At 72.7% G+C, this 25,480-nt stretch carries 19 protein-coding genes; 13 read left to right on the top strand and 6 right to left on the bottom strand.

The window, feature by feature from the left end:
• Positions 1-126: 126 nt before the first annotated feature.
• From ACZ7BZ_RS27460 to ACZ7BZ_RS27435, 6 genes are all read right to left on the bottom strand, one after another.
• A complete protein-coding gene (locus tag ACZ7BZ_RS27460) occupies positions 127-1,797 on the bottom strand; it encodes a metallophosphoesterase family protein (RefSeq protein ID WP_470360663.1) in 1,671 nt (556 codons plus the stop codon).
• A 157-nt stretch (positions 1,798-1,954) separates the two neighbouring features.
• Complete coding sequence (locus tag ACZ7BZ_RS27455; RefSeq protein WP_470360662.1) at positions 1,955-3,208, bottom strand: FAD-binding protein; 1,254 nt, start codon at positions 3,206-3,208, stop codon at positions 1,955-1,957.
• 38 nt (positions 3,209-3,246) lie between these two features.
• Positions 3,247-5,175 carry a phosphatase PAP2 family protein gene (locus ACZ7BZ_RS27450; RefSeq protein WP_470360661.1) on the bottom strand — a complete coding sequence of 643 codons (1,929 nt, stop codon included), beginning with the start codon at positions 5,173-5,175 and terminating at the stop codon, positions 3,247-3,249.
• 107 nt (positions 5,176-5,282) lie between these two features.
• Positions 5,283-6,671 carry a jacalin-like lectin gene (locus ACZ7BZ_RS27445; protein ID WP_470360660.1) on the bottom strand — a complete coding sequence of 463 codons (1,389 nt, stop codon included), beginning with the start codon at positions 6,669-6,671 and terminating at the stop codon, positions 5,283-5,285.
• Between the two features lie 203 nt (positions 6,672-6,874).
• The gene (locus ACZ7BZ_RS27440; RefSeq protein WP_470360659.1) at positions 6,875-8,158 is read right to left on the bottom strand and encodes a glycoside hydrolase family 6 protein; all 1,284 of its coding nucleotides are present in this window, start codon (positions 8,156-8,158) and stop codon (positions 6,875-6,877) included.
• Between the two features lie 28 nt (positions 8,159-8,186).
• Complete coding sequence (locus ACZ7BZ_RS27435; RefSeq protein ID WP_470360658.1) at positions 8,187-9,158, bottom strand: glycoside hydrolase family 6 protein; 972 nt, start codon at positions 9,156-9,158, stop codon at positions 8,187-8,189.
• A gap of 307 nt (positions 9,159-9,465) precedes the next feature.
• Between ACZ7BZ_RS27435 and ACZ7BZ_RS27430 the strand changes: the two genes are divergently transcribed.
• From ACZ7BZ_RS27430 to ACZ7BZ_RS27370, 13 genes are all read left to right on the top strand, one after another.
• Positions 9,466-10,494 carry a LacI family DNA-binding transcriptional regulator gene (locus ACZ7BZ_RS27430; RefSeq protein ID WP_380453581.1) on the top strand — a complete coding sequence of 343 codons (1,029 nt, stop codon included), beginning with the start codon at positions 9,466-9,468 and terminating at the stop codon, positions 10,492-10,494.
• A gap of 388 nt (positions 10,495-10,882) precedes the next feature.
• On the top strand, positions 10,883-12,184 hold the full coding sequence (locus ACZ7BZ_RS27425) for an ABC transporter substrate-binding protein (protein WP_380453578.1): 1,302 nt from the start codon (positions 10,883-10,885) through the stop codon (positions 12,182-12,184).
• Positions 12,185-12,327: 143 nt separating this feature from the next.
• Positions 12,328-13,332, top strand: coding sequence for a carbohydrate ABC transporter permease (locus ACZ7BZ_RS27420; protein WP_470360657.1), 1,005 nt, complete (start codon positions 12,328-12,330; stop codon positions 13,330-13,332).
• Positions 13,333-13,349: 17 nt separating this feature from the next.
• On the top strand, positions 13,350-14,261 hold the full coding sequence (locus tag ACZ7BZ_RS27415) for a carbohydrate ABC transporter permease (protein ID WP_380453573.1): 912 nt from the start codon (positions 13,350-13,352) through the stop codon (positions 14,259-14,261).
• 59 nt (positions 14,262-14,320) lie between these two features.
• Positions 14,321-15,772: a GH1 family beta-glucosidase gene (locus ACZ7BZ_RS27410; RefSeq protein WP_470360656.1), complete on the top strand. Its 1,452-nt coding sequence runs from the start codon at positions 14,321-14,323 to the stop codon at positions 15,770-15,772.
• 187 nt (positions 15,773-15,959) lie between these two features.
• Entirely contained in the window at positions 15,960-16,880 is a 921-nt protein-coding gene (locus ACZ7BZ_RS27405) for an NADP-dependent oxidoreductase (RefSeq protein WP_470360655.1), read from the top strand.
• Between the two features lie 109 nt (positions 16,881-16,989).
• Entirely contained in the window at positions 16,990-19,419 is a 2,430-nt protein-coding gene (locus tag ACZ7BZ_RS27400) for a SpoIIE family protein phosphatase (protein ID WP_470360654.1), read from the top strand.
• A 255-nt stretch (positions 19,420-19,674) separates the two neighbouring features.
• Positions 19,675-20,526 carry a fumarylacetoacetate hydrolase family protein gene (locus tag ACZ7BZ_RS27395; protein ID WP_470360653.1) on the top strand — a complete coding sequence of 284 codons (852 nt, stop codon included), beginning with the start codon at positions 19,675-19,677 and terminating at the stop codon, positions 20,524-20,526.
• A 130-nt stretch (positions 20,527-20,656) separates the two neighbouring features.
• Positions 20,657-21,421, top strand: a complete 765-nt coding sequence (locus ACZ7BZ_RS27390) for an SDR family NAD(P)-dependent oxidoreductase (RefSeq protein ID WP_470360652.1) — start codon at positions 20,657-20,659, stop codon at positions 21,419-21,421.
• Positions 21,418-22,419 carry an aldo/keto reductase gene (locus tag ACZ7BZ_RS27385; protein WP_470360651.1) on the top strand — a complete coding sequence of 334 codons (1,002 nt, stop codon included), beginning with the start codon at positions 21,418-21,420 and terminating at the stop codon, positions 22,417-22,419. Before ACZ7BZ_RS27390 ends, ACZ7BZ_RS27385 begins: the two co-directional genes overlap by 4 nt.
• Positions 22,419-23,159 (top strand): (Fe-S)-binding protein, encoded by a 741-nt coding sequence (locus ACZ7BZ_RS27380; RefSeq protein WP_470360650.1) that lies wholly within the window; start codon positions 22,419-22,421, stop codon positions 23,157-23,159. Before ACZ7BZ_RS27385 ends, ACZ7BZ_RS27380 begins: the two co-directional genes overlap by 1 nt.
• A complete protein-coding gene (locus ACZ7BZ_RS27375; protein ID WP_470360649.1) occupies positions 23,156-24,634 on the top strand; it encodes a LutB/LldF family L-lactate oxidation iron-sulfur protein in 1,479 nt (492 codons plus the stop codon). The genes ACZ7BZ_RS27380 and ACZ7BZ_RS27375 overlap by 4 nt, the downstream gene beginning before the upstream one ends.
• Positions 24,631-25,344 (top strand): LutC/YkgG family protein, encoded by a 714-nt coding sequence (locus tag ACZ7BZ_RS27370; protein WP_470360648.1) that lies wholly within the window; start codon positions 24,631-24,633, stop codon positions 25,342-25,344. The genes ACZ7BZ_RS27375 and ACZ7BZ_RS27370 overlap by 4 nt, the downstream gene beginning before the upstream one ends.
• Positions 25,345-25,480: the final 136 nt, after the last annotated feature.

Here is a 25,480-nt window from a genome sequence, read left to right as displayed (position 1 = left end):
GGGGGCGGTTGCTGGTCAACGAGCAGCATTCCCCAACCCTTCCCTTCAAGGAACTGTACCCACATCAGCAATCACGGACCGAGTCGTTACCGCAGGACTGCGGCACGCCACAGGAAGACCTGCTGATCAGCGTCCGTCGACGCCGGCCCGCAGGGCGGCGGCGAGGGCGGGGCCGATCGGGACGAGGAGATCGACGTTCCGGTCCCGAACGGTGCCCGCGGAGTCCGGACCGCCGACCCTGGTCGGCTCGTTGGCGCTCAGCTCCCGGTGGACGGCGGCCAGGTCCCAGAGGCCGAGGTCGGCGCCCGGCCGGAGCGGCGCGGCGTGGTCGATCATCGTGGAGCGGATCACCAGGGTGTCCGTACCCACGAGGAGTTCGAGCAGACGCGCCTGTGACGGCCACTCGCACAGCCCCGAGGTGATGACGTGCCAGAAGCCGCCGCCGGGACGCCCCTTCGGGGTGACCGAGTTGAGGTGCTGGTGCCCCGCCAGCCAGAGCACCACGTTGCCGAAGCGGTGCAGCAGGGCCTCGACCTCCTCGCCCAGCACCCGGGGCAGGTCCGCGTCGGGCCGGGCAGCCTCGTCCGGCCGCTCGACGGTGTTGTCGAACAGCTCCAGCCCGTGGTGCGAGGCCAGGATGACCACCCGGTCCTGGTGGCCCGTGCGCACCTCGGCCCCGGCCGCGTCCCGGTGACCGGAGTGCACCTCGACCAGGCGCTGCTCCAGCCAGTCCCGCTGACGCCGCCCGATGCTGCCGGTGACGTGGCCGGCCGGGTTGGTGGAGTCGAGGACGATCACCCGCACACCGGGGATCTCGTCGTAGCAGTAGTACCCCCGGCCCTCGGCGAGGTCGGCCTCGCTGAACCCGTGCCCCCGGGGTGTGCCCGGGCTGTCCAGGTGCGCCCGGATGTACTCCGCCTTGCTGATCGGGCGCCGGTCCGCCCGCGGTCGGATCCACCGCGTCGACCCGCCCGCCAGCACCGTGGGGTCCGCCAGGTACGCGTCGCCCGGCTTCCCGGGCAGCGCCGCAGGTGCGGCGACCGGCCGCTCTCCACCGGTGAGCAGGCCCTGGAACTCCGGGGTGAGGGGTGCCCGCCCCTGGGCCAGGCAGTCGTGGTTGCCGAAGCAGGCCAGCCAGTCGACGCCGAAGCCCTGGGCGGGAAACGGAACGGCCGCCGCCGCCAACAGGCTCGGTCGGTCGGGGAATCCGTACCGGCGCTTGTACCGGTCCCGCGACCGCGGCTCCGGGTTGTAGTAGTCGCCGGACACCGCGTACGAGGGGATCGCCGCGCTGTCCCCGCTGTCGGCGGCGCCGAAGGTCGGGTCGACGGTGTCACCGCCGTTCATCAGTGCCAGGAAACCGCGCAGTTCGTTGAGTTGGGCGCTGTCGGCGTTGTCCCCGGTGGTGAGCACGAAGCGGACGGGCGCCGCCGGGTCCGCCGCCAGCCCGGCCACGGTGCGGGCCATCGCCTCGAACGCGTGGGTGGCGACGATCTCCTGCGGACGGTATGCCGGCACCATCCCGGCCCATTCCGGCCGGTCGGCGTACCGCTGGACGAAGTCGATCCGGCCCGGCGAGGCGGGGTCGGCCAGCTGGTAGTCGGTGACGTGCACGAAGCGCAGCAGGGAGTCCGGCGCTTCCGGCCGGTGGCCGGTCAGATCGTCCCGCAGGAGGTGGGGCTCACCCGGCGCGGCGACGAGCCTGCGGTAGACCCGCTCACTGCCGCCGCGGACCGCCTCGCCCGGGGTGATGGTGGCGTGGAGCGTGGTCACGACGGCATCGGTCTCTTCCAGCATGGGAGTTGGGGTTTCCTGTCCTGGGATCTCGTCGGCGCTGTTCCGCTTGGAGGCGATGTGCGCCGACGTGATGTGCCCCAGTCAAACTTGGTGTAGTTGAATAGTCAAGGATCATGTTAGCGCTAACGGAAGAAGGAGTCGGGATGCCCGGCAGTTGCTACCCGGCGCCGAAGTGGCGGGCCACGAACTCGTTGCGGAACGTGCCCGCCGGATCGAACTCGCCCAGCAGCCTGCGGAAGTCCTCCCAGCGCGGGTAGGACTCCCGGACCGCCTCGGGCGCCATGGCGAAGACCTTGCCCCAGTGCGGCCGGGCGGCGAAGCCGGACAGCGCCCCCTCGACTGCGGCGACGGCCTCCGCCACGGCCGCCGCGTCGGGGTGCCAGGTGAAGTGGAAGGCCACGCAGTCGCGTTGGAAGGCCGGGCTGAGCCACAGCCCGTCGGCCGCCACCGTACGGATCTCGCTGATCTGCAGGGCGGGCGCGATCCGCTCCCGCCCGGCGTCCAGTGCGTCGAAGGCGGCGACGGCGTCCGCGCGGGCCACGAAGTACTCCGACTGGAGCTCGTCGCCGCTGCTGGGCGTGAAGTCGAGCCGGAAGTGCGGGAGCCGGTCGTGCCAGCGCCCCGGCACGCCCATCTGCCCGGTGCAGGGTTCGGGCGCACACCCCGGCACGGGGTGGCGCGGGCCGTCGGCGAGCACCGCGCCGAACCACGTCCCGGGGGCGTCGGAGCCGCCGCCCCGCTGCTTGAGCCACACCTGGTCGATCCGGTCCGTCCGCCAGCCGGTGAAGAGGCTGACGCTGTACGCGGCCGCCATGATCTCGTCGAACCGCTCCCGCAGCGCGGCCGTCGGCAGGCCCTCGTAGACCCACTGCCGGACCTCGAACGCCGGCACCACGTCCAGGGTCAGCCCGGTGACCACGCCGAGGCCGCCCAGGGACACGACGGTGCCGGGGAACTCCGCGGCGCCCCGGTCGATCGCCACCAGGTCACCGTCCGCCGTGACCAGTTCGACGGCCCGGACGGCCGTGGCGAGGTTGCCGTTGGCGACCCCCGAGCCGTGCGTCGCGGTGGCGCAGGCGCCCGCGACCGAGATGTGCGGCAGCGATCCGAGGTTGTGCAGCGCGAGCCCCGCCCGGTCCAGCACCGCGGCGAGTTCGCCGTACCGCATCCCGGCGCTCACCCTGACCGTGCCGGCCCGCCCGTCCGGCTCGACCGTGCGGGGCAGGCCGGCCACGGACACCAAGTCACCCGTGGTGTCCGCGATCGGGTTGAACGAGTGCCCGCTCCCGAGCACCCGCACCGACCGGCCTGCCGCGACGATCCGCCGCAACTCGTCGACGGAGCGGGGCGCGTGGAAGCGCTCGGCCCGGAACCTGACGTTCCCGGCCCAGTTGGTCGCGGCCACGGTCATGGGCGTTTTCTCCTAGGAGCCGGGAACGGACGGTCCGTTCAGCAGCGGGTCAGTCGCACCGAGAGGCCGTCGTGGGTGTACTGCGGCGTCGCCTCGTAGCCGTCCACGTCGACGGTGACGCTGCTGAACCCGCCCTGCAGCGTACGCCCCCTCAAAACCGGTAGCACCAGGTCGTCGGCCAGCCCGACCGAGTCAGCCAACTCCAGGACGAGCCCCACTTTCTGACTGATCGTCATCCGACCGTCGACCGTCAGCGCCGGCGAGTGGCAGTGGTGGAGCGCCAGCTCCAGGTGCGTCCCGGCCGACTGGAGGAGGTCGCCGTGCAGCCGGACGGCTCCCCGCTCGGCGTCCACCCGCAGCGTGCCGCCGCGGACCTGGACGTCGCCGCGGCCGAGGGCGTCGCGGGAGCCGGCCACCAGGACCCCGCCCGCCACCACGGTGGCACCGGTGTAGCGGTTGGTGCCGGTCAAGGTCAGCGTGCCGGTGCCGCGCTTGGTGAGGCCGCCCGGGCCGGCGATGTCGTTGCGCCAGGCGTCTGCCGCGCAGAACCCGCCGTCGGCGGCGTTCAGTTCGACCGTCACGTCCCGCTCGAAGGAGCCGTAACCGTCGGCCGCGGCGAACAGGTCGAGCCTGCCCCACAGCTCCGGCCCGTCCAGCAGGACGTAGCCCGGGGGCAGCGCGGTGGTGCGCAGCACCTCGCGGCGCTGGGCGGCGTCCAGGTACGGCAGGCGGGTCTCCAGCAGCACCTCGGCGCCCTTGGGCACCGTCATCGGGACGTTCCGGCCGCTGCGTCGCAGGACGTACGTCAGCTTCGGGGTGACCAGCTCGGCGTTGGCCTCGCGGTCGGCGTACGGGTCCTCGGCCAGGCCGGCCCGGTGGGCGTAGGCGTACAGGGTGTCGGCGGTGCTGCCGGTCTTCGCCCGGAAGTACGCGGCGGCCTGGCTCCGGGCGGCGGCCTTGAGGGCGGCGTTGCGCGGATCCGCGAGGGCGGCGGCGGCGAGGGCGGTGGCGAGCGTCCGGCCGCCGATGACGTCGAGCGGGGAGTGCATGCCCGCGGCGATCCGGGTGTGGCTGAGCTCGAAGGCCCGGGTGATCAGCTCCTGGAAGCGCTCGGGCACCGCGTAGGCCAGGGCCAGCGCGGACAGGTGGAAGGCGTTGGTGTGACCGCTCACGAAGCCGCCGTCGTCCGCCGGCGAGGTGCTGCGCTGGCGCAGCAGCTGCGGGGCGACCACGACGTCGGAGGCGTAGACCGGGAAGCCGAGGGCGTCCGTGGCGCCGGTGTCGACCACCGCGCTGTCCTCGTTCATCCGCCACGGGCGCGGGTAGCGGTACGCGTACTTGGAGGGGTTGCCGGAGGCGTACGGCCCGCGCAGCGTGTTGACCAGGGTGACCACCTGCCCCAGCTCCGAGTCGACGGTCCCGGGGCCGATCGCGGATCCGGCGGGCGCGCCGGCCGGGACGGCGTCGTCGATCTTCGCGGGCGGGGTGGAGTCGGGCGCCGTGGTGATCGAGGTGACGGCCTTGGCACCCGTGCGGTACAGGTCGGCGAGCGGGCCGAGGCCTGCGATGACCGAGTAGCCCTGGTGCTGGCGGTCGTAGATGAACGCCTCCTTGGCCTGATCCGCCGTGCGCTCGGTGGTGACCTCCACGCAGTAGCGCACGTTGGCGCGCAGCACGTCGGCCATCAGCGGCGAACCGTCGTTCCAGGACTGGCCGGTGTGCCAGATCCGGTTCATCCCGGTGAGGATGCGCACGGCGGCGTTCCCCTCCGGGGTGAGGTCGGCCATCGTGTTGGTGGCGTAGGAGTCCACGAAGGCGGCGCCCCGGACGGGGCCCGCGGGCGCGGCGGCGGCCTGCTGCGGGGCGGTCAGCAGGCTCATGGCGGTGGGCGCGGTGAGCAGGCCGACCGAGGCGGCTGCGGAACTGCGCAGGAAACGGCGGCGGTGCAGGGCGGGCTGGTCGTTCATTGCTGGTCTTCCTGCTGCGTGCGCCGGGGGCGGAACGGTGTGCGAGCGGAGTTCGGGCGTCCCCGGCCCGGATGGCGGCCCGGGCCGGGGACGTTCGGGGTGCGGGATCAGCGGTGGGTGAACAGGAAGCCGAGCTTGTCGACCTCGTCACCGGCACGCCCCTGGAACCCGGCGATCTGCCAGCCGTCGGGCGCGGTGCGGGTCACGCAGTCGCCGGTGGTGGTGCCGCCGGCCAGGGTGCGGCCCAGGTTGGTGCCGAAGGAGGCGGAGAAGATGCGGGTGTGCCCGTTGAAAGAACCCTGGCAGAGCGTCGCCGAGTTGACGTACTCGTCACTGCCCAGGGTGAGCGAGGAGGCGGTGCCGCCGGTGCCGCCGTGGGTGAGGGAGGTGCCGTCGGCGAGGGTCAGTCCGACCTGGTCGACCCGGCTGCCGGCCCGCAGGCTGACCGTGGTGGCCCGGGCACCGGCCGGGACGCGGTCGATGTCGTCGTAGAAGTCGCCGTGCGGGCCGCCGAACTGCTCGCTCGCCAGGTAGGCCTGGTTCCGGCTCCAGGTGAAGCCCACGGCGACCGGGTCGTGGTCGGAGAGCATCTTGCCCGCGGCGTCCAGGAAGTCGGCGTGCTTGTTGGCGTACGAGGTCGCGGTCAGCGACACCAGCGCGCTGCTGCGGTAGAGCACCTTGTCGACGATCTCGCAGGTGTCGGTGGGCGCGTTCTGGTCGCACAGCAGCGGGTCGGCGCCACGGGCCGGCGCCACACCGCCGCGCTCCAACTGCACCCACGCGTCGGTCAGCTTGTTGTCGGCGGCGAAGGCGCCGATGGTGTCGTCGGCGCGGGTGTAGCGGGTGTTGGTGTCGCCCATCACCACGACGGCGTTCCCCGCCGAGTGGGTCTTGATGTAGCCGGTGAGCTGAGCCAGGTTGGCGGCCCGGGCGGTCTCGTCGCCGGGGTTGGTGCCCGCGTTGGCGTGGAGGTTGTAGAAATCGACGTACACGCCCTCGGCCAGCCGGGTCCGCATGAAGGTGAAGCCCTTGGGGGTGAGGCAGTCACCGGAGTCCAGCTGGCAGTCGTTCCACTTGACCCGCTCGAAGTCGTCGCCGTCGTAGGCGAGACCGGACAGGGTGTTGAGCCCGCTGCCGATGCCCGCCCCGCCGCTGGTCGCGGTGCGGTTCGGGTGGGAGTCGGCGGCGTACAGGAAGGCGTGGTAGTTGAAGTCCTCCTGGACGTGCACGATGTCGTACGGCGCGAGCCGGCCGCCGATGGCGGTGGTGCTGCTCTGCCGCTCGGTGTCGGAGCTGTTCACCACCTGCGGAAGGCCGGCGACGTTGTAGGTCAGCGCGGAGAACGACCCGCCCCCGACCGCGGACGGCGCGACCGGCGCACCGGCCGAGGCCTGCGCGGACGGCGCGCCGAGCAGGCCGCCCAGCGCGGTGGCCGCCGTGAGCGCGCCCACCAGGGCGGCACGGGCGAAGGACGGTCGGGGGCGGGACTTGGACATCAGTGCTCCGATCGGAGTACGGCCACGGGATCCGGTGCCCGGAGCGTATGGGCGAACCATGAGCGCGTCAACACCGCTGATGCGCTCTCACATGGCCTCTGAACTGGGCGTTTATGAGGCCATGCCAGATTCTCCGCAAAGGTTTTGTTAGCGTTAACAGATTGTTCTTCCAGCACCTCCCCGAGGCGGAGCGACCCGCGAGGTCAGCCCCAGCCGTTGAAGGTCAGCGCCGGGTCGGCGTTCCGCACCAGGGCGCGGGCCTGCTCGGGCCACCAGGTGCCGGCCGGTGGATCGACGGAGCCGTACTCCGGGTCCGCCGTTCCACCGGGGATGCTGCGGTTGCACTGTCCGTCGGACTGGCCGACCGTCTTGATCCACAGGTAGGCGTCCGCGAGCGGGGTGCCGGTGTCGGCCGTGGGACGGTTGCCGATGCCGCGCCCGGGCGGGTTGCACCAGACCTGCGGGTCACCGGCGTACTTGCCCGCCGGCGGCGTCCAGTCGCCCTTCCCGTTGCGGCTGGTGTCGACGATGAAGTGGGTGAGCTCCTCCGCGGGCCGCGAGCCGACGTTCTGCTGGAACCACAGGTCGGTCCAGTGCCAGGTGGCGGGGTCGTCCACGTTGACGGAGTTGCCCGCCCCGCCGTCGTTGGGAGCGGCCGGGGAGTAGAACTGGCTCGCGCACTGCTCGGCGTGCCCCCGGGCCGCCGCCGGGCCCTTGGTGGCGTACCAGAGGCAGTCGGACACCCACGTGCCGTAGCGGTCGGACCGGTCGGTGGAGAAGAAGTTGGAGACGTTCAGGGAGAATCCCTGGGCGCGCTCGACCCCCGCGTCCATCAGGCGCTGCGTCATGGCGCCCACGCTCTGCCAGTGGCTGTTGCCCGCGTCCAGGTAGACGGTGGTGTTGGGCTGCTTCTCCAGGACGTCGATCGCGTACCGGAGATCGGCGATGCGCCCCGCGGTGAGAGCGCCCGTCGGGTCGGTGGTCGGGGAACAGTCCCGGGGCAGGTTGGCCAGGGCGTCGGGTTCGAGGACGATCACCGCCTTGTCGCGCCCGATGCCCTCGGCCAGCCCGGCGATCCAGGCCCGGTAGTCCGCGTCCGACTGGGCGCCGCCGCTGGAGTACTGGGAGCAGTCCCGCCCCGGGACGTTGTAGGCGACCAGGACCGGGACGGTTCCGGTGCGGGCCGCCCGGCGGACCAGGGTGTGCGTCTGGCGCTGCACCTCGTCCGGGGTGCCGTCGGTGTACCAGTGGGCTCCGGGCCAACTGGCGAGCTTCGCCATGGCGGTGGCGCCGGCGAGGTCGCCGTTCAGCAGGTCGGTGGCGACCTGCTGCTCGGCGTCGCGGTCCGGTTCCACGTAGAAACGGGTGTCGGCCGCCAGCGTGTGGCCCGTGGCCTGGTGGCCCTGGGCCTGAGCCGGAGCGGCGATCCCCGTCAACAGCGCGGCCACGCCGACGGGGATCAGCGCACGGGGAATGCGTGGTCTCACAGGTGGGTCCTCCGGTCGGGTTCTCGGCTCAGTAGCCGAAGATCATGTTGTAGGCGACCTGCGGCAGGAACTGCCCCGCCGTCGACCCGGCGCCCACACCGCAGTTGCCGTCGGACTCGCCGGGCGCCTTGATCCACAGCAGCATCTCGGCTCCGCCGCCGTACTGCGTGGGGGTGCCGATCCTGCGCCCGGGCGGGTTGCACCAGGCGCCGTTCGATCCGTTGCCGTTGCGGCTGGTGTCGACGACGTACGGCTTGGTGAAGCCGTTGGACGACTGAAGGGCGGCGTTGACGGCGTCGCCGTAGGCCGTGTTCTGCCCGGTGCCGATGTAGTTCGACACGTTCAGCGAGAACCCGTGCGCGCCGCTCACCCCGGCCGCGGCCAGGTGCTGGGCCATGGTCTGGGCGCTCATCCAGGCGGGGTTCCCGGCGTCCAGGTAGAGGTTGGTGTTGGGAGCCTTGGCGTTGAACTGCGCGATGGCGTTGCGCAGCATCGCGTTGCGTTCGGTGATCTGACTCGTGCTCATGCAGCTCTGGTCACCGAGCGCGTCGGGTTCGAGGATGACGACCGCCGGCCGGTTGCCGATGCCACTGGCGAAGGCGGCGATCCAGGTGGCGTACTCGGCGGCGGACCCGGCGCCGCCACCGGACTGACCGGCGCAGATGTCCCGGTTGGGGATGTTGTAGGCGACCAGGATCGGCAGCCGGCCCGTGGCGGCGGCGGCGCCGACGTAGGCGCCGGTCGCCGTCCCGATGGTGCCGCTCCAGTTGCCGAACCAGCGCGCCGTCGGCACGGCGGCGATCGACGACCGGATGGCGGCCGCGCGGCCGTCACCGGGGTTGGCGTTGAGCCACTGCTGGGCGCTGGAGTCGGGGTCGACGTAGAAGCCGCTGGTCAGGGTGGTGGGGGTGGCGTGGGCGGCTCCGGGGTTGACCGCGACCAGCAGCGCGGTCAGGGCGGGGGCCAGGAGCAGGGACAGCCGGCGAAGCGAGCTGCGCATGGGCTTCCTCCACTGGGTGGGGGTGGGTGGAAGTGAGCTCTGGAAGCGCTTCCAGATGCGAGGATGATTGGGCCCGGTCGAACCCGGTGTCAAGACGCCTGCAGCAAGTTCGTTCAATTCTCAATATCCAGCGGGAACCGCCGGAGTGGCCGCTCTCCCCACACAACCGACCCGCCTGGCCGTAGAGTGTGGAAGCGCTTCCGACCAGCGGAGGCATTGCGTTGGTCGGTCGCCCTGGCGGCACGGGATGTCCGTGGAACCATGGCCCGGGCAACGTCCGTCGGCAACAGGAGGATCAACGATCGCGATGGAGACGTCTCCACGACGCCAGCCGACGCTGGACGAGGTCGCCGCCCGGGCCGGCGTCTCACGCACGGCGGCTTCCCGCGTCATCAACAACGTGCCGCACGTGAGCGCGGCCAAGCGCGCCGCGGTGGAACGGGCGGTCCGCGAGCTCGGCTACGTGCCGAACCCGACCGCGCGAGCACTGGCGACCCGGCGCGCGGGCACGGTCGTCCTGGCGGTGTCCAGCGACGAACCCGGCCTGTTCGCCGACCCGTTCTTCGCCGAGGTGACGGTGGGCGTCAGCTCCTTCCTCGACCAGACGGACCTGGAGCTGGTCCTGCTGCTGGCCAACACGCCCCGCGGCAAGGAGCGCCTACGGCGCATCCTGAGCTCCCAGCGGGCGGACGGCGTGATGCTGATGGCGGTGCGCGGCGACGACCCCCTGGGCCGGCTGGCCGAGCGGACGGACCTGCCCGTGGTCTTCGGCGGTCTGCCGCTCACCGGCACCCCGCCCCGGTGGTACGTGGACCCGGACAACCGGGGCGGCGCGCGCCTGGCCGTCGAGCACCTGGTCGGCAGCGGACGCCGGAACATCGCGATGATCACCGGGCAGGTCGACCTCCAGGCCGCCGTCGCCCGTGAACAGGGCTTCCGCGAGGCACTCGTCCTGGCCGGACTGTCCCCCGCCGGCCTGGTCCCGGGCGACTTCACCCAGGGCGGCGGCGAGGCCGCGATGGAGCGGCTGCTCGCGGACCGCCCGGACGTCGACGCGGTGTTCGCGGCCAATGACGGCATGGCCCTGGGAGCGCTGCGCGCCCTGCGCCGACACGGCCGACACGTCCCCGGGGACGTCGCGGTCGTCGGCTTCGACGACCTGGCCGGCGCCCTGTACGCCGACCCGCCGCTGACGACCGTGCACCAGCCGGTGCGCGCGCTCGGGCTGGAGATGGCCCGGATGCTCGTGGCGGCCGTCGAGGGCCAGGACCCGAGCCCGCTCGTCCTGCCGACCCGCCTGACGATCCGGGAGTCCGCCCCCCTGACGACCGGCTGATTCCGCGGCGCACCGGGGCCGCCCTGGACACGCTTCCGAGCCCCGGGGCGCCCCCCGAAGTTGCTTCCGGGCCACCCCGCCGCCCCCTCGCCCGCCGGACCGCCTCACCTCCGACCTGCCGACGACCTGCCGACGACCGGCGAACCGGCTCGAACGGCCGTCGGCGGAACACCTCTTGACATCCTCCCGTCCGAGGCAGCAGGGTTTGCTGAACTGGAAGCGCTTCCAGTTCACGGAGGCGCTCCTGGGGCCGATCCCGCCCCGCCTCTCACACACCGGGTCCCACGCCCTCGTCGCAACCGCCCGGCCCAGTCCCCGGCACCGCGAGAGCGCCGCGCCCGCGCGCGTCCCACCCGCGCACCCCGCTACCGCCTCCCTGGAGAACCTCATGTTCCTGCGCCGTCGTTCCCGCAGAGCCGCCGCCCTCCTGTCGGCCGCCGTCGCCACCGCGACCCTGGCCACCGGATGCGCCTCGGGAGGGGCCGGCTCGGACGACCCGAACGCGAAGATCACACTGACCGTCGGCGACTTCGGCACCTTCGGCTACAAGGAGGCCGGGCTCTTCGACGAGTACACGAAGGCGCACCCGAACATCACGATCAAGGAGAACACCACCACCCAGGAGGGCGACTACTGGACCGCGCTGCAGACCCGGCTCTCGGGCGGCGGACTCGACGACGTCCAGGCGCTGGAGGTCAGCCGGATCGCGCTGGCCACCTCCGACCAGCTCAGCGGCGCCTTCACCGACCTGTCGAAGGTCCAGGGAGTCGACAAGGACGCCTACCTGCCCTGGAAGTGGAAGCAGGCGACCAACGCCCAGGGCAAGACCGTCGGCCTCGGCACCGACGTCGGCCCGATGGCGATCTGCTACCGCCAGGACCTCTTCCAGGCCGCCGGCCTGCCCGGCGACCCCGCCGCCGTCAGTGCCCTGTGGGCCGGTGACTGGGCGAAGTACGTCGAGGTCGGCCGCCAGTACCAGGCCAAGGCCCCCAAGGGCACCTTCTTCATGGACACCGCCACCGGCCTCTACAACGGCGTGGTCTCCTCCAACGCGGAGCAGTACTACAAGAACGGCAAGATGAACTACCAGGACTCCGCCGGTGTGAAGAACGGCTGGAAGCTGGCCTCCGACGCGGTCCAGGGCGGCATGACCCAGGGTCTCAAGGAGTTCGACACCCCCTGGCAGACGGCCTTCTCCAACTCCACGTTCGCCACCACCGTCTGCCCGTCCTGGCAGCAGGCCAACATCGAGAAGTTCTCCGGCCCGGACAACGCCGGCAAGTGGAACGTCGCGCAGGCCCCCACCGCGGGCAACTGGGGCGGCTCGTTCCTGGCCGTACCGGCCTCCGGCAAGCACGTGGCCGCGGCCCAGGCACTGGTCGTCTGGCTCACCGCCCCCGAACAGCAGGCCAAGGTCTTCCAGAAGGTCGGCACCATCCCGGCCAACCAGAAGGCGTACGCGCTCCCGGGCGTCATGGACTTCAAGAACCCGTACATCGGCCCGAACGCCCCCACCGGGCAGATCTTCTCCACCGCGGCCAAGGCCATCCAGCCGGCCGAGACCGGCCCGCACCACGGTGACCTGCACGGGGCGTTCAGCAACGGCGTGCTGCTGATGGAGCAGAACCACGAGAGCTCCGAGGCCGCCTGGGCCGACACCACCAAGCAGATCGCGAGCACCATCCAGTAGCCGCGGGCCACGCCGGTACGGACCGCGCGGCAGCTCCATCCCCGCGCGGTCCGTACCGGCGTCCGGCAGCCGAGACCGAACCCAAGTCCAGTCCAGAGCGACCCGACGGCCCGCCCGGCCGTCGCCCCGGCACGGAGGAACCTGTGGCCACCTCGACCCGCACCCACCGAAGCGACCCGGCCGAACCGCCACCCGGCGCGAGCCCGCCGAAGCGCACCGGAGAGCCGACGGGCCTGCGCAGCCGACTGCACCGCTGGGACCACAAGGTCTCGCCCTACGTGTTCGTCTCGCCCTTCTTCCTGGTGTTCGCGGTCTTCGGGCTCTTCCCTCTGGTCTACACGGGCTGGCTTTCCCTGCACCAGGTCAGCCTCTACAACGTGGACCAGGCGGACTGGGTCGGTCTCCAGAACTACGCCGACCTGCTGTTCGGGCAGCCGAGCGAACTCTTCTGGCACGCCCTGCGCAACACGATCACCCTCGGCCTGCTGTCCACCGTCCCGCAGCTGCTGATCGCGCTCGGCCTCGCCCACCTGCTCAACTACCGCCTCCCGGCCCGTGGTTTCTTCCGCACGGCGCTGCTGGCGCCGTACGCGACCTCGGTGGCGGCCGCCACGCTCGTCTTCGCCCTGATCTTCAGCCCCGAGGGCGGCATGGCCAACTGGCTGCTGGGGCTGGTGGGCATCGGGCCGGTCAGCTGGGAATCCGGCACCTGGAGCTCCCAGCTCGCCATCTCGGTGATCGTCATCTGGCGCTGGACCGGTTACAACGCGCTGATCTACCTCGCCGCGATGCAGGCCATCCCCCGCGAGCTGTACGAGGCCGCCGCGATCGACGGCGCCAACCGCTGGCAGCAGTTCCGCAACGTCACGATCCCCGAACTGCGGCCCACCATCCTGTTCACCGTCGTCGTCTCGTTCATCGGAGCGACCCAACTCTTCGGCGAGCCCTACCTGTTCGGAGGCCAGAGCGGCCACCAGGGCGGCACCCAGCACCAGTACGAGACGCTCGGCGTCTTCATGTACGACCAGGGCTTCCACTACAGCATGCTCGGCCGCGCCTCAGCCGTCGCCTGGCTGATGTTCGTCCTGCTCCTGCTGGTCGGCCTGGCCAACACGCTGATCGCCCGCCGCCTGCGTTCCGCCAAGTGACCGAGAAGGACGACGACATGACCACCACCCCCGCCCCCGACTCCCCGGCCCCGCGCGCCATCGCGCGCCGGAGCCGGCTGCGCTCCCCGGGCGCGGGCGACCAGCACCGGGCCGGGCCGCTCGCGCTGACGACGCTGACCCTGGTCGCCCTCGCCTCGCTGTTCCCGCTGTACTGGACCCTCGTGGCGGCGTCGACCGACGGCCACCGGGTGGTCGCCACACCCCCGCCGCTGGTGCCCGGGTCGAACCTGTTCCACAACATCGGTTACGCGTGGGACAACGCCGGGGCGCGCGGCATGGGCGTCGCGCTGCTCAACTCGACCCTGGTCGCCGGCGCCGTCGCGGTCAGCACGGTGGCGTTCGCCGTCCTGGCCGGCTTCGCGTTCGCCAAGCTGCGCTTCCGCGGCCGGGGCGCCATGCTCGCCCTCGTCGTCGCCACCATGGCCGTGCCCGCCCAGGTCAGCGTGGTGCCGCTGTTCATCCTGATGCGGCACCTGGGGCTCGGCAACCAGCTCGGCGCCCTGATCCTGCCCTCCCTGGTGACGGCCTTCGGCGTCTTCTTCATGCGCCAGTACCTCACCCAGGCCCTGCCCACCGAACTCCTGGAGGCGGCCAGGGTCGACGGCGCCAACTCGCTGCGCGTCATCTGGCACGTCGTCCTGCCGATCGCCCGGCCCGCCATGGCCGTCCTGGGCATGCTCACCTTCGTCCAGTCGTGGAACGACTTCCTGTGGCCCGTCATCGCGATGAACGGCGCCATCAACCCCACGGTCCAGGTCGCCCTCGCCGGACTCGGCACCGGCTGGTCGACCGACTGGTCCGTCATCACGGCCGGCGCGCTCATCGGCACCGTACCGCTGCTCCTGGTCTTCACCGTCTTCGGACGGCAGATCGTCGGCGGCATCACCCAGGGCGCGCTGAAGGGTTGACGGCCCATCAGGTCGATGCCCACCGTCCACCCCACCGCATTCATTGGAGTCCTTCTGTCATGACCGTGGTCTCACCGGACAACCACCGCACCCGACGCGCGTTCCCGCCGGGCTTCGCCTGGGGCACCGCCACCGCCGCCTACCAGATCGAGGGCGCCGTCACCGAGGGCGGCCGCACCCCCTCGATCTGGGACACCTTCAGCCGCATCCCCGGCAAGGTCGCCAACGGCGACACGGGCGACACCGCGGTGGACCACTTCCACCGCTTCCGCGAGGACGTCCGGATCATGGCCGACCTCGGCCTCACCTCCTACCGCTTCTCCATCGCCTGGCCCCGCGTCCAGCCCACCGGACGCGGCCCCGCGAACCAGCGCGGCCTGGACTTCTACCGGGAGCTGGTGGACGAGCTGCTCGGCCACGGCATCACCCCCGTGGCCACGCTCTACCACTGGGACCTCCCGCAGGCGTTGGAGACCCCGCCGGTCGACGGCTCCGCCGCGGGCGGCGGCTGGCCCGCCCGGGAGACCCCGTACCGCTTCGCCGAGTACACGGGACTCGTCGCCGAGGCGCTCGGCGACCGGGTGTCCACCTGGACCACCCTCAACGAGCCCTGGTGCAGCGCCTTCCTCGGCTACGGCGCCGGCGTCCACGCCCCCGGCCGCACCGACCCGGCGGACGCGCTGCGCGCCGCCCACCACCTCAACCTCGGCCACGGCCTGGCCGTCGGCGCCCTGCGGGCCGCGCTGCCCGCCGCCGCCCAGCTGGCCGTCTCGCTCAACCTGCACGTCGTGCGGCCGTTGAGCGAGCGCCCGGAGGACCTGGAGGCGGTCCGCCGGATCGACGCCGTGGGCAACCGGATCTTCACCAGCCCGATGCTCAAGGGCCGCTACGACGACGACCTCCTCAAGGACACCGCCCACCTGGTCGACTGGGACGCCCTGGTCCACGACGGCGACCTCGCGGAGATCTCCCGCCCGATCGACCTGCTCGGCCTCAACTACTACAACCCGACCGTCGTCTCCGCCTCGGCGCCCGGCCAGGCGCTCCCCCGGGACGACGGGCACGGCGGCGGCACGGCCTCGCCCTGGCCGGGCGCCGAGGACGTCGCCTTCCACCGCGCCAACGACGACCTCACCGCCATGGACTGGCCGATCGACCCGACCGGGCTGTCCGACTGCCTGCTCGCGATGCACCGCGAGTTCGGCCTGCCCCTGCTGGTCTCGGAGAACGGCGCCGCCTTCCAGGACACCGTCGCGCCCGACGGCACCGTCCACGACCCCGAGCGCACCGCCTACCTGCGCGGCCACCTCGACGCCGTCGCCGACGCGATCGCCGCCGGCGCGGACGTCCGCGGCTACTTCCTCTGGTCCCTGCTCGACAACTTCGAGTGGGCGTACGGCTACGACAAGCGCTTCGGCATCGTCCACGTCGACTACGACACCCTGGTCCGGACCCCGAAGAGCAGCGCCCAGTGGTACGCAGGGGTGATCGGTCGCGGCGGACTGGACTGACGTCGCGCGGAGGCCGGGGCCCGGCGCACCCACGGGTGTGCCGGGCCCCGCACCGGCCCGACACGGCACCGCTCCGACGGCCGTGCGGGCGTGCCGGGCGCGCGCGCCCGGCATAGCGTGGCCGACGGCGCCCGCCCGCCCGGGGGCGGTGCGCGAGGCCGCAACCCGGATCCATGGAGGTCGATTCATGCGCGCGGTGACCTATGACTCGTACGCCCCGGACAACTCCCGACTCCAGTACGGCGAGGTGCCCGAACCGAAGGTCGGCCCCGGCCAGGTGCTGATCCAGGTCAAGGCGGCCTCCGTCAACCCGGTCGACTGGAAGGTCATGGCGGGCGGCCTGGACGCCATGATGGACACCGTCTTCCCCGCCATCCCGGGCTGGGACGTCGCCGGGGTGGTCACCCGCACCGGCCCCGACACGCCCGAGTTCGCCCCGGGGGACGAGGTGATGGCCTACGCCCGCAAGGACGTGGTGCAGGCCGGCACCTTCGCCGAGTACGTCGCGGTCGCCGCGCCCGCGGTGGCCCGCAAGCCCGCCGGGCTCGACTGGGCCCAGGCCGCCGGGCTGCCGCTGGCCGGCCTCACCGCCCAGCGCAGCCTGGAGCGGCTCGCGGTCGGCCCTGACGACGTGCTCCTGGTGCACGGGGCCGCCGGCGGCGTGGGCAGCCTCGCGGTGCAGCTCGGCCGCGACCTCGGGGCCCGGGTGATCGGCACGGCCTCGGAGCGCAACCACGCGTATCTCCGCAAGCTGGGCGCCGAACCGGTGACGTACGGCGACGGCCTGACCGAGCGGGTGCGCGCGCTGGCACCCGACGGCGTCTCGACCGTCGCGGACTTCGTCGGCGGCCAGTTGGAGACGACCCTGGCCGTGCTCGCCGACGGCGGGCGGCACATCTCCGTCGCCGACCCGGGAGTGACTCAGCACGGCGGCCACTGGATCTGGGTCCGCCCTGACGGTGCGAAGCTGGCCGAGCTCGCGGCCGTGGTGGAGCGCGGCGCACTGACCGTCGAGGTCGCCGAGACGTTCCCGCTGGAGCGCACGGGTGAGGCCTTCGACGCCAGCCGTACCGGCCGTACCCGCGGGAAGCTGGTCATCCTGCCGTGATCCCCGCCCGTCCTCCGGCCGAGGGCGCGGGTCGTACAAGCCCGACATAGCCTGGAGCCAGGCGCCGGCCCCCCGTCCGGCGCGCCCGGCTTCCCGGACGGAGGCGCGCGTGGAGACGACTGGCGAGCGGGACGCACCCACAGCCGTTGTCGTGGTCGACCCGGACGGCGTGGTGACCGGCTGGAGCGAGGGCGGGGTGCTGCTGCTGGGCTGGACGGCGGAGGAGACCGTCGGCCGCCCGGTGGCCGACTTCCTGATCGATCCCCCGCCCGCCTTCCCCGGGAACGACGGTCCCGGGGAAGGCGGCCCCGGCTCCACGTCGGTCACGGTGCGCCGCCGGGACGGTTCCAGGATGGACGCCGTGGTGACGGCCCACCTGCTCGGAGGCGCCGACGGGCGGCCACTCGGTCGTGCATTGACCTTCCAGCGCTGGGACCGCCGCCCGGTGATCGCCGACCGGGCCTTCGAGCAGTGCCCGTTCGCCCTGGGGGTCTACGACCCCGAACTGCGGTTCCTCTGGGTGAACGCCGCCGCGTGCCGGGTGATCGCGCACACGGAGGAGCAGATCCGCGGTGAGCAGTACCGCGAACTGTTCCCCGAGCTGGAGGGGGTCCCGTACACCGACAAGCTCTCCGAGGTGGCCAGGACGGGCGAGCCCGCGCGCCTGATCACGATCTTCAAGCCGTTGGGCAGCGCCTACGCGAATGCCTGGGCCACCAGCATCTGGCCCGTCCGGGACGCCGACGGCACGGTGCGCGCGGTCGCCAACTGGGGCTTCGACATGAGCGCCGAGTACTGGGCCCGCCAGCGCCTGCTCATCCTCAACGAGGCCACCCGGGGCATCGGCCGGGCCCTGGACGTGGTCAGCACCGCCCGCGAACTGGCCGAAGCCCCCGTGCCGGGCTTCGCCGATCTCGTCACCGTCGACCTCTTCGACGAGGTCCTGCGCGGGGAGGAGCCGCCCGCCTCCGCCGCGGTCGCCGCCGGCGGCACCGTCACGCTCGTCCGCGCCGCCCGGAACAGCGCGAAGGAGGACCCCGACGGACCCCTCGCACCGGTGGTGCCGGTCGGCTACGCGCCCGGCTCCGTCGTCGCCCGCTGCATGTCCACCGGCAGGTCCCTGGCTCAGCTCGCCGCCGAGCCCGACGAGGGCGGCGAATGGGCATTCGGTCCCGGTCTCGCCGCCGACCCCGCCCACTGGCCGCCAGGTACTCCGCTGATCGACCGGTCCATCGCCGCGCAGGGGTTGACCGGCCGGATCACCGTGCCGCTGCTGGCCCGCGGCACCGTGCTCGGCGTCGTCGCCTTCGCCCGCCGCGACCGGCCGGAGGCCTTCACCGCCGACGACCTGATCCTCGCCGAGGAACTGGCCGCCAAGGCCGCCGTCGCTGTCGACAACGCCCGCCGGTACACCCGCGAGCACGCCCTCGCACTGACCCTGCAACGCAGTCTGCTGCCGCAGCGACTGCCCGAGCACGGGGCGATCGAGGTGGCCTCCGGCTACCTTCCCGCCGGGGCCGGCGTCGGCGTGGGCGGTGACTGGTTCGACGTCATCGCCCTGTCCGGCGCGCGGGTCGCCCTGGTCGTCGGCGACGTCGTCGGCCACGGCGTGCACGCCTCGGCCAGCATGGGCCGGCTCCGCACGGCGGTCCGCACCCTGGCCGACGTGGACCTGCCGCCGGACGAACTGCTCACCCACCTGGACGACCTGGTCCTCCACCTCCCCGACGACGACCGACCCGAAGGCTGTTTCGAGCCCACCGGCGAGACCGGCGCCACCTGCCTGTACGCCGTGTACGACCCGGTCTCCCGGCGCTGCGCCCTGGCGAGCGCGGGCCATCCGCTGCCGCTGGTCATCTCACCCGACGGCACCAGCACCCCGATCGCAGCGCAGCCGGGTCCGCCGCTCGGCGTCGGCGGGCTGCCGTTCGAGGCGACCGAGATCGAGGTGCCCGAAGGCAGTCTGCTCGCGCTCTACACCGACGGCCTGGTGCGGAACCGCGAGCGCGACGGCGGGCAGGGGGCCGCCGACCTGCTCCGGCTCCTGGGCGAGCCGGCCGCCTCGCTGGAGGCGCTCTGCGACACGGCGATGAAGGCCATGCTGCCGGAGCACCGCACCGACGACGCGGCCCTGCTGCTCGCCCGCACCCGCGCGCTGGACCCCGACCACGTCGCCGACTGGGACATCGAGCCCGACCCCACACAGGTGGCGCGCGCCCGGCAGCTGGCCGCCGACCAACTGGCCGCCTGGGGCCTGGAGGAGACGGCGTTCGTCACCGAACTGGTCGTCAGCGAGCTGGTCACCAACGCGATCAAGTACGGTCAACCACCCATCAGGCTGCGCCTGATCCGCGACACCTCGCTGATCTGCGAGGTCTCCGACGGCAGCGCCACCGCCCCGCACCTTCGCCGGGCGCGCATCTTCGACGAGGGCGGCCGAGGCCTGATGCTCGTCGCCCAGCTCACCCAGGGCTGGGGCACCCGGCACACCACCAGCGGCAAGACGATCTGGTGCGCCCAGACCCTCGGCCTGCCGTAACGCCCCTGTCGCACTCGGCAGTTCACCCCCGGCCCCGGCACGCGCCTCCACCGGGATCCCCGGACCGAAAAAAGCTCGGACGATTCTGAACCGGAATTCGCGAACGCGGGAGAAGTCCAGCCAATTGATCGGCCCAGCACTCTGCCGGCGGCACGTTCGACGAGTAAACATCGGAGGAATCCTTGCGGGCGCCGGTTCGGGCCTCATATGGTCATGGCACCGCGGATACACCGATGTGTTGATGGGAGCCACCAGATGAAGCTGCTGCGACTCGGCGAGCCCGGAGCGGAGACGCCTGCCGTCCGCGACGAGGAGGGCACGACCTTCGGCCTCACCGGCCTGACCGACGACATCGACGGCCCCTTCCTCGCCTCCGGCGGGATCGACCGGGTCCGCGCCGCGCTGACGGAGGGTTCACTGTCGGCCATCGACCCGGCCGGTCTTCGGGTCGGGGCACCCGTCGCCCGTCCGGGCAAGGTGGTCTGCATCGGCCTCAACTACCGCGACCACGCCGAGGAGACCGGCGCGGCCGTCCCCGAGCGACCGGTGGTCTTCATGAAGGACCCGTCCACCGTCGTCGGCCCGCTGGACCCCGTGCTGATCCCGCGCGGCTCGGTGAAGACCGACTGGGAGGTGGAACTCGCCGTCGTCATCGGCCGGGAGGCCCGCTACCTCACCGACCCCGCGGAGGCGGCGGAGTGCATCGCCGGTTACGCGATCAGCAACGACGTCTCCGAGCGCGAGTTCCAACTGGAGTTCTCCGCCCAGTGGGACATCGGCAAGTCCTGCGAGAGCTTCAACCCGCTCGGCCCCTGGCTGGTCACCCCGGACGAGGTGGGTGACCCGCAGAACCTGGGACTGCGCCTGACCGTCAACGGCGAGCCGCGCCAGGACGGCAGCACCAAGAACATGGTCTTCGACGTCCACTACCTGGTCTGGTACCTGAGCCAGTACATGGTGCTGCGCCCCTGCGACGTCATCAACACCGGCACACCGGCCGGCGTGGCCCTGGGCCTGCCCGACACTCCCTACCTGCGCGCGGGCGACACCGTCGAGCTGACCATCGAAGGCCTCGGCACCCAGCGCCAGACCTTCCGCGACGCGTGAGGGGCGCCTCCTCGTCCGCAACCACGGCGCGGATGAACGCAGTCGACACCTACGACGACCGGGTCTCCCCGGACACCCACCACCACGGCTCCTTCCCGACCGAGGAGCCGGCACTGAAGGAGGCGACCGCATGACGGTCCCGGAACTCGACGGACTCACCGCGGTCGTCACCGGCGGCGGCTCCGGCATCGGGCTGGCCACGGCCACCCTGCTCGCCGAACGCGGCGCCCGGGTGGCCGTCCTGGACCTCGACCCGTCGGCGGTGCCGGAGCCGCTGCTCGGCTTCACCGCCGACGTCTCCGACGACACCTCGGTGTCCGGTGCCGTCGGGGCGGCGGCCGAGGCCCTCGGCGGGATAGACGTCCTGGTCAACAACGCGGGCATCGGCGCGATCGGGACCATCGAGGACAATCCGGACGAGCAGTGGCACCGCGTCCTCGACGTCAACCTGCTCGGTGTCGTCCGCACCACCCGGGCCGCCCTCCCGCACCTGCGCCGGTCGGCCCGGGCCTCGGTGGTCAACCTCGGCTCGATCTGCGTCACCACCGGTCTGCCGCAGCGCGCGCTGTACGCGGCGAGCAAGGGCGCCGTGCACTCGCTCTCCCTGCACATGGCCGCCGACTACGTCCGCGAGGGCATCCGGGTCAACTGCGTCAGCCCCGGTACCGTGGACACCCCGTGGGTCGGCCGGCTGCTGGACGCCGCCGACGACCCGGCCGCCGAACGTGCCGCGCTGAACGCCCGTCAGCCGCACGGACGCCTGGTCACCCCCCACGAGGTGGCGGCCGCCATCGCCTACCTGGTTTCCCCGGCCGCCGGCAGCACCACCGGCGCGACCCTCCAGGTCGACGGCGGAATGGCGAACCTGCGGCTGCGGACGGAGGCTGGATCATGACCTCGCGCCGCCGTCGTCCCCTGGGGCGCAGCAAGGTGGAGGTCGGTGAACTCGCCTTCGGTGCGGCGGGCATCGGCAACCTGTTCACCCCGGTCACCGACGCCGAAGCCGAAGCAGCCGTCGCCACCGCCTGGCAGTCGGGGGTGCGCTACTTCGACACCGCCCCGCACTACGGCCTGGGCCTGTCCGAGCGTCGGCTCGGACAGGCCCTGCGCGGCCGCCCCAGGGACGAGTACGTCCTCTCCACCAAGGTCGGCCGACTGCTGCGACCGGTCCCGGAGCCCGAGGGCGACGACCTCGCCGACGGCTTCGCCGTCCCCGCCACCCACCGCCGGGTCTGGGATTTCAGCGCCGTGGGCGTCCGCCGCTCGATCGAGGACAGCCTCGAACGGCTCGGGCTGGACCGGATCGACGTCGTCTACCTGCACGACCCCGACGAGCACGCGGACCAGGCGATCTCCGAGGCCTATCCGGAGCTGGCCCGGCTGCGCGCCGAAGGGACGGTAGGCGCGATCGGTGTCGGAATGAACCAGGCGGAGCTGCTCGCCCGGTTCATCCGCGAAACCGACCTCGACACCGTCCTCCTGGCCGGCCGCTACAGCCTGCTCGACCAGCGCGGACTCACCGACCTGCTGCCACTGGCCGCCGAACGCGGCGTCGGCGTCGTGATCGGCGGCGTCTTCAACTCCGGTCTGCTCGCCGACCCCCGCCCCGGCGCGACCTTCGACTACGCCGCCGCGCCCGAGGAACTGCTCACCCGCGCCCTCGACCTCAAGGCCGTCTGCGAGGAGCACGGCGTACCGCTGCGCGCCGCGGCGCTGCGCTTCCCGTTCGGGCACCCCGCCGTGGCGAGCGTCCTGGTCGGCACCCGCAGCGCCGCCGAGGCGCGGGACGCCGCCACCATGCTCCGGCACCGCGTGCCGGACGCGCTGTGGGCGGACCTCAAGGAGCGCGGGCTGCTGCCGCCGGACGTCCCGGCCCCGCAGGAGGCGCACTGATGCGCATCGCGCTGTTCATCACCTGCTTCAACGACACCATGTTCCCCGAGACCGGCCGCGCCGTGGTGACCGTCCTCGAACGGCTCGGCCACACCGTGGACTTCCCGCAGGAGCAGACCTGCTGCGGGCAGATGCACGTCAACACCGGCTACCGTACCGAGGCCGTCCCGATGATGGCCCGGTTCACCCGGACCTTCGCCGACTACGACGCGGTCGTCACCCCGTCCGCGTCCTGCGCCGGGCTGGTCCGGGAGCACCACCCCGTCCTCGCGGAGCAGTACAGCCCCCCGAAGCTGCGCCGCCAGGTCGCCGAACTGGCTCCCCGGATCCACGAGTTCACCGAGTTCCTGACCGACGTCCTCGGTGTCACGGACGTCGGCGCCCGGTTCCCGCACCGCGTCACCTACCACCCCACCTGCCACTCGCTGCGCGGACTGCGGCTCGGCGACCGGCCGCGGCGGCTGCTGCGCGCGGTCGAGGGCCTCGACCTGGTCGAGCTCCCGGCCGCCGACTCCTGCTGCGGCTTCGGCGGCACCTTCGCCCTCAAGAACGCCGCGACCTCCGGCGCGATGCTCGCCGACAAGGTCGGGGCGGTGCGGGAGACGGAGGCCGAGGTGCTGTGCACGGTCGACAACTCCTGTCTGATGCACATCGGCGGCGGGCTCTCCCGGCAGGCCGCCGGGGTACGGACGATGCACCTGGCCGAGATCCTCGCCGCCACCGAAGGAGTGCGGCCGTGACCGCCCCGGCCGGACGCGGGGTGGTCTGGCTGGGCTCGCCGTCCTTCCCCGACGCCGCCCGCGAGGCCCTCGGGAACACCCGGCTGCGGGCCAACCTGAAACACGCCACGACCGTCATCCGCGACAAGCGCCTGGCCGTCGCCTCGGAGCTGGACGACTGGGAGGCCCTGCGCACCGCCGCCGACGCGATCAAGACCCGGACCCTGCGCCACCTCGACCGGCACCTGGTGCGCCTGGAGGAGGAGGTCACCGCGGCCGGCGGGACGGTCCACTGGGCCGCCGACGCCGCCGAGGCCAACCGCATCGTCACCGAACTGGTGCGGGCCACCGGCGAGGCGGAGGTGGTCAAGGTCAAGTCCATGGCGACCCAGGAGATCGGCCTCAACGAGGCGCTCGCCGAGGCCGGCATCACCGCTTACGAGACCGACCTCGCCGAGCTCATCGTCCAGCTCGGCGACGACCGCCCCTCGCACATCCTGGTCCCGGCGATCCACCGCAACCGGACCGAGATCCGCGAGCTGTTCGCCGAGCGGATGGGCGACTGGGGGCAGCCGGCCCCCGAGGGGCTGACCGACGACCCCGCCGCGCTCGCCGAGGCCGCCCGGCGGCACCTGCGGCAGAAGTTCCTGCGCGCCAAGGTCGCCGTCTCCGGCGCCAACTTCGCGGTCGCCGACACCGGCACCGTCGTCCTGGTGGAGTCCGAGGGCAACGGCCGGATGTGCCTCACCCTGCCCGAGACCCTGATCACCGTGATGGGCATCGAGAAGGTCGTCCCCACCTGGGCGGACCTGGAGGTGTTCCTCCAGCTGCTCCCCCGCTCCTCCACCGGCGAGCGGATGAACCCCTACACCTCCACCTGGAGCGGCACCACGGAGGCCGACGGACCGTCTGAGTTCCACCTCGTCCTGCTCGACAACGGGCGCACGGACACCCTCGCCGACACCGTCGGCCGCCAGGCCCTGGCCTGCATCCGCTGCTCCGCCTGCCTCAACGTCTGCCCGGTCTTCGAGCGCACCGGCGGACACGCCTACGGCTCGGTCTACCCCGGGCCGATCGGCGCCGTGCTCACCCCACAACTCGTCGGTGTGGCCAGTGACGTCGAAAGCAGTGCGGCCTCCCTTCCCTTCGCCTCCACCCTGTGCGGGGCCTGCTACGACGCCTGCCCGGTGAAGATCGACATCCCGAAGCTGCTGGTGCACCTGCGGTCCTCGGCCGTCGAGGCCAAGCGCGGACCGGGCGGCCTGCCCACCGGCGAGGCACTGGCGATGAGGGCCGCCGCCGCCGTCCTCGGCTCCCCCGCCCTGCTCGGTGCCGCCCAGCGGGCGGCCTCGCTCGGCGGCCGGGCGCTGGCCCGGGGCGGCCGGATCGGCCGGCTGCCGGGCCCGCTGAGCGGCTGGTCCGCGGCGCGGGACACCCCGGCGCCACCCGCCGAGTCCTTCCGCTCCTGGTGGCGCAAGAACCGGGAGGGGCAGTGACGAACACGAAAGCGGCGAACACCCGGGACGCCGTCCTCGGCCGCATCCGCGCCGCGCTCGCCGACGTCCCCGCCGAGGAGGGCCCGGAGGACCTGCCCGTCCCGCGCGACTACCGGCGCGGTCACGCCGACGGCGAGGACCTGGTGGCGCTGTTCGCCGAGCGGGTCGCCGATTACCGCGCCACCGTCGTCCGGACCGACCCGGCCGGACTGCCCGGAGCGATCGACGCCGCCCTCACCGCAGGCGGCGCCCTGCGGCTGGCGGTGCCCGACGGCTTTCCGGACGGCCTGCTGCCCTCCGGCGACCGGGAGTGGCACCGGGAGCCCCTGGACGTCCCCGCGCTGGACGCCCTGGACGGCGCCGTCACCCTCGCCGCCGTCGGCATCGCCGTCACCGGCACCGTCGTCCTGGACACCGGCCCGGGCCAGGGCCGGCGCGCCCTGACCCTCGTGCCCGACTACCACCTGTGCATCGTGCGCGCGGAGCAGATCGTGGACGACGTCCCCGGGGCACTCGCCCGCCTCGACCCGCGCCGGCCGTTGACCTTCGTCTCCGGCCCGTCCGCGACCAGCGACATCGAACTCACCCGGGTCGAGGGCGTGCACGGTCCGCGGGCCCTGGTCGTCGTCATCGTCGACGCCCCCACCCCGAGCCCTCGGAGCGGCCATGAGGACCTCCCGGCGCACCCGGGTCCGCGGGGAGCGGGCTGAGGAGTGGCCGTCCCGGCCGCCGGTCCCGGGGCCGGGGGCCGGCATCGTCTTGGGGAAGAGCGGCGGAGCGACGGCGCTTTTGGGAGTCGACGACCCGGAGAAGGGAGGAGAGGCTCATCCCCAACACAACGACCTT

The organism is Kitasatospora sp. NPDC036934 (assembly GCF_055608425.1).
Note: the sequence above shows the minus strand (reverse complement) of the source record. Positions and strands in the feature narration are given on the sequence as shown.

Bases quoted from the DNA above. Each gene is read 5' to 3' on its own strand.
- ACZ7BZ_RS27395 (WP_470360653.1), top strand. From the start codon at position 19,675: ATGAAGCTGCTGCGACTCGGCGAGCCCGGAGCGGAGACGCCTGCCGTC.
- ACZ7BZ_RS27445 (WP_470360660.1), bottom strand. From the start codon at position 6,671: ATGTCCAAGTCCCGCCCCCGACCGTCCTTCGCCCGTGCCGCCCTGGTG.
- ACZ7BZ_RS27385 (WP_470360651.1), top strand. From the start codon at position 21,418: ATGACCTCGCGCCGCCGTCGTCCCCTGGGGCGCAGCAAGGTGGAGGTC.
- ACZ7BZ_RS27430 (WP_380453581.1), top strand. From the start codon at position 9,466: ATGGAGACGTCTCCACGACGCCAGCCGACGCTGGACGAGGTCGCCGCC.
- ACZ7BZ_RS27455 (WP_470360662.1), bottom strand. From the start codon at position 3,208: ATGACCGTGGCCGCGACCAACTGGGCCGGGAACGTCAGGTTCCGGGCC.
- ACZ7BZ_RS27410 (WP_470360656.1), top strand. From the start codon at position 14,321: ATGACCGTGGTCTCACCGGACAACCACCGCACCCGACGCGCGTTCCCG.
- ACZ7BZ_RS27425 (WP_380453578.1), top strand. From the start codon at position 10,883: ATGTTCCTGCGCCGTCGTTCCCGCAGAGCCGCCGCCCTCCTGTCGGCC.
- ACZ7BZ_RS27405 (WP_470360655.1), top strand. From the start codon at position 15,960: ATGCGCGCGGTGACCTATGACTCGTACGCCCCGGACAACTCCCGACTC.
- ACZ7BZ_RS27390 (WP_470360652.1), top strand. From the start codon at position 20,657: ATGACGGTCCCGGAACTCGACGGACTCACCGCGGTCGTCACCGGCGGC.
- ACZ7BZ_RS27415 (WP_380453573.1), top strand. From the start codon at position 13,350: ATGACCACCACCCCCGCCCCCGACTCCCCGGCCCCGCGCGCCATCGCG.
- ACZ7BZ_RS27435 (WP_470360658.1), bottom strand. From the start codon at position 9,158: ATGCGCAGCTCGCTTCGCCGGCTGTCCCTGCTCCTGGCCCCCGCCCTG.
- ACZ7BZ_RS27450 (WP_470360661.1), bottom strand. From the start codon at position 5,175: ATGAACGACCAGCCCGCCCTGCACCGCCGCCGTTTCCTGCGCAGTTCC.
- ACZ7BZ_RS27460 (WP_470360663.1), bottom strand. From the start codon at position 1,797: ATGCTGGAAGAGACCGATGCCGTCGTGACCACGCTCCACGCCACCATC.
- ACZ7BZ_RS27380 (WP_470360650.1), top strand. From the start codon at position 22,419: ATGCGCATCGCGCTGTTCATCACCTGCTTCAACGACACCATGTTCCCC.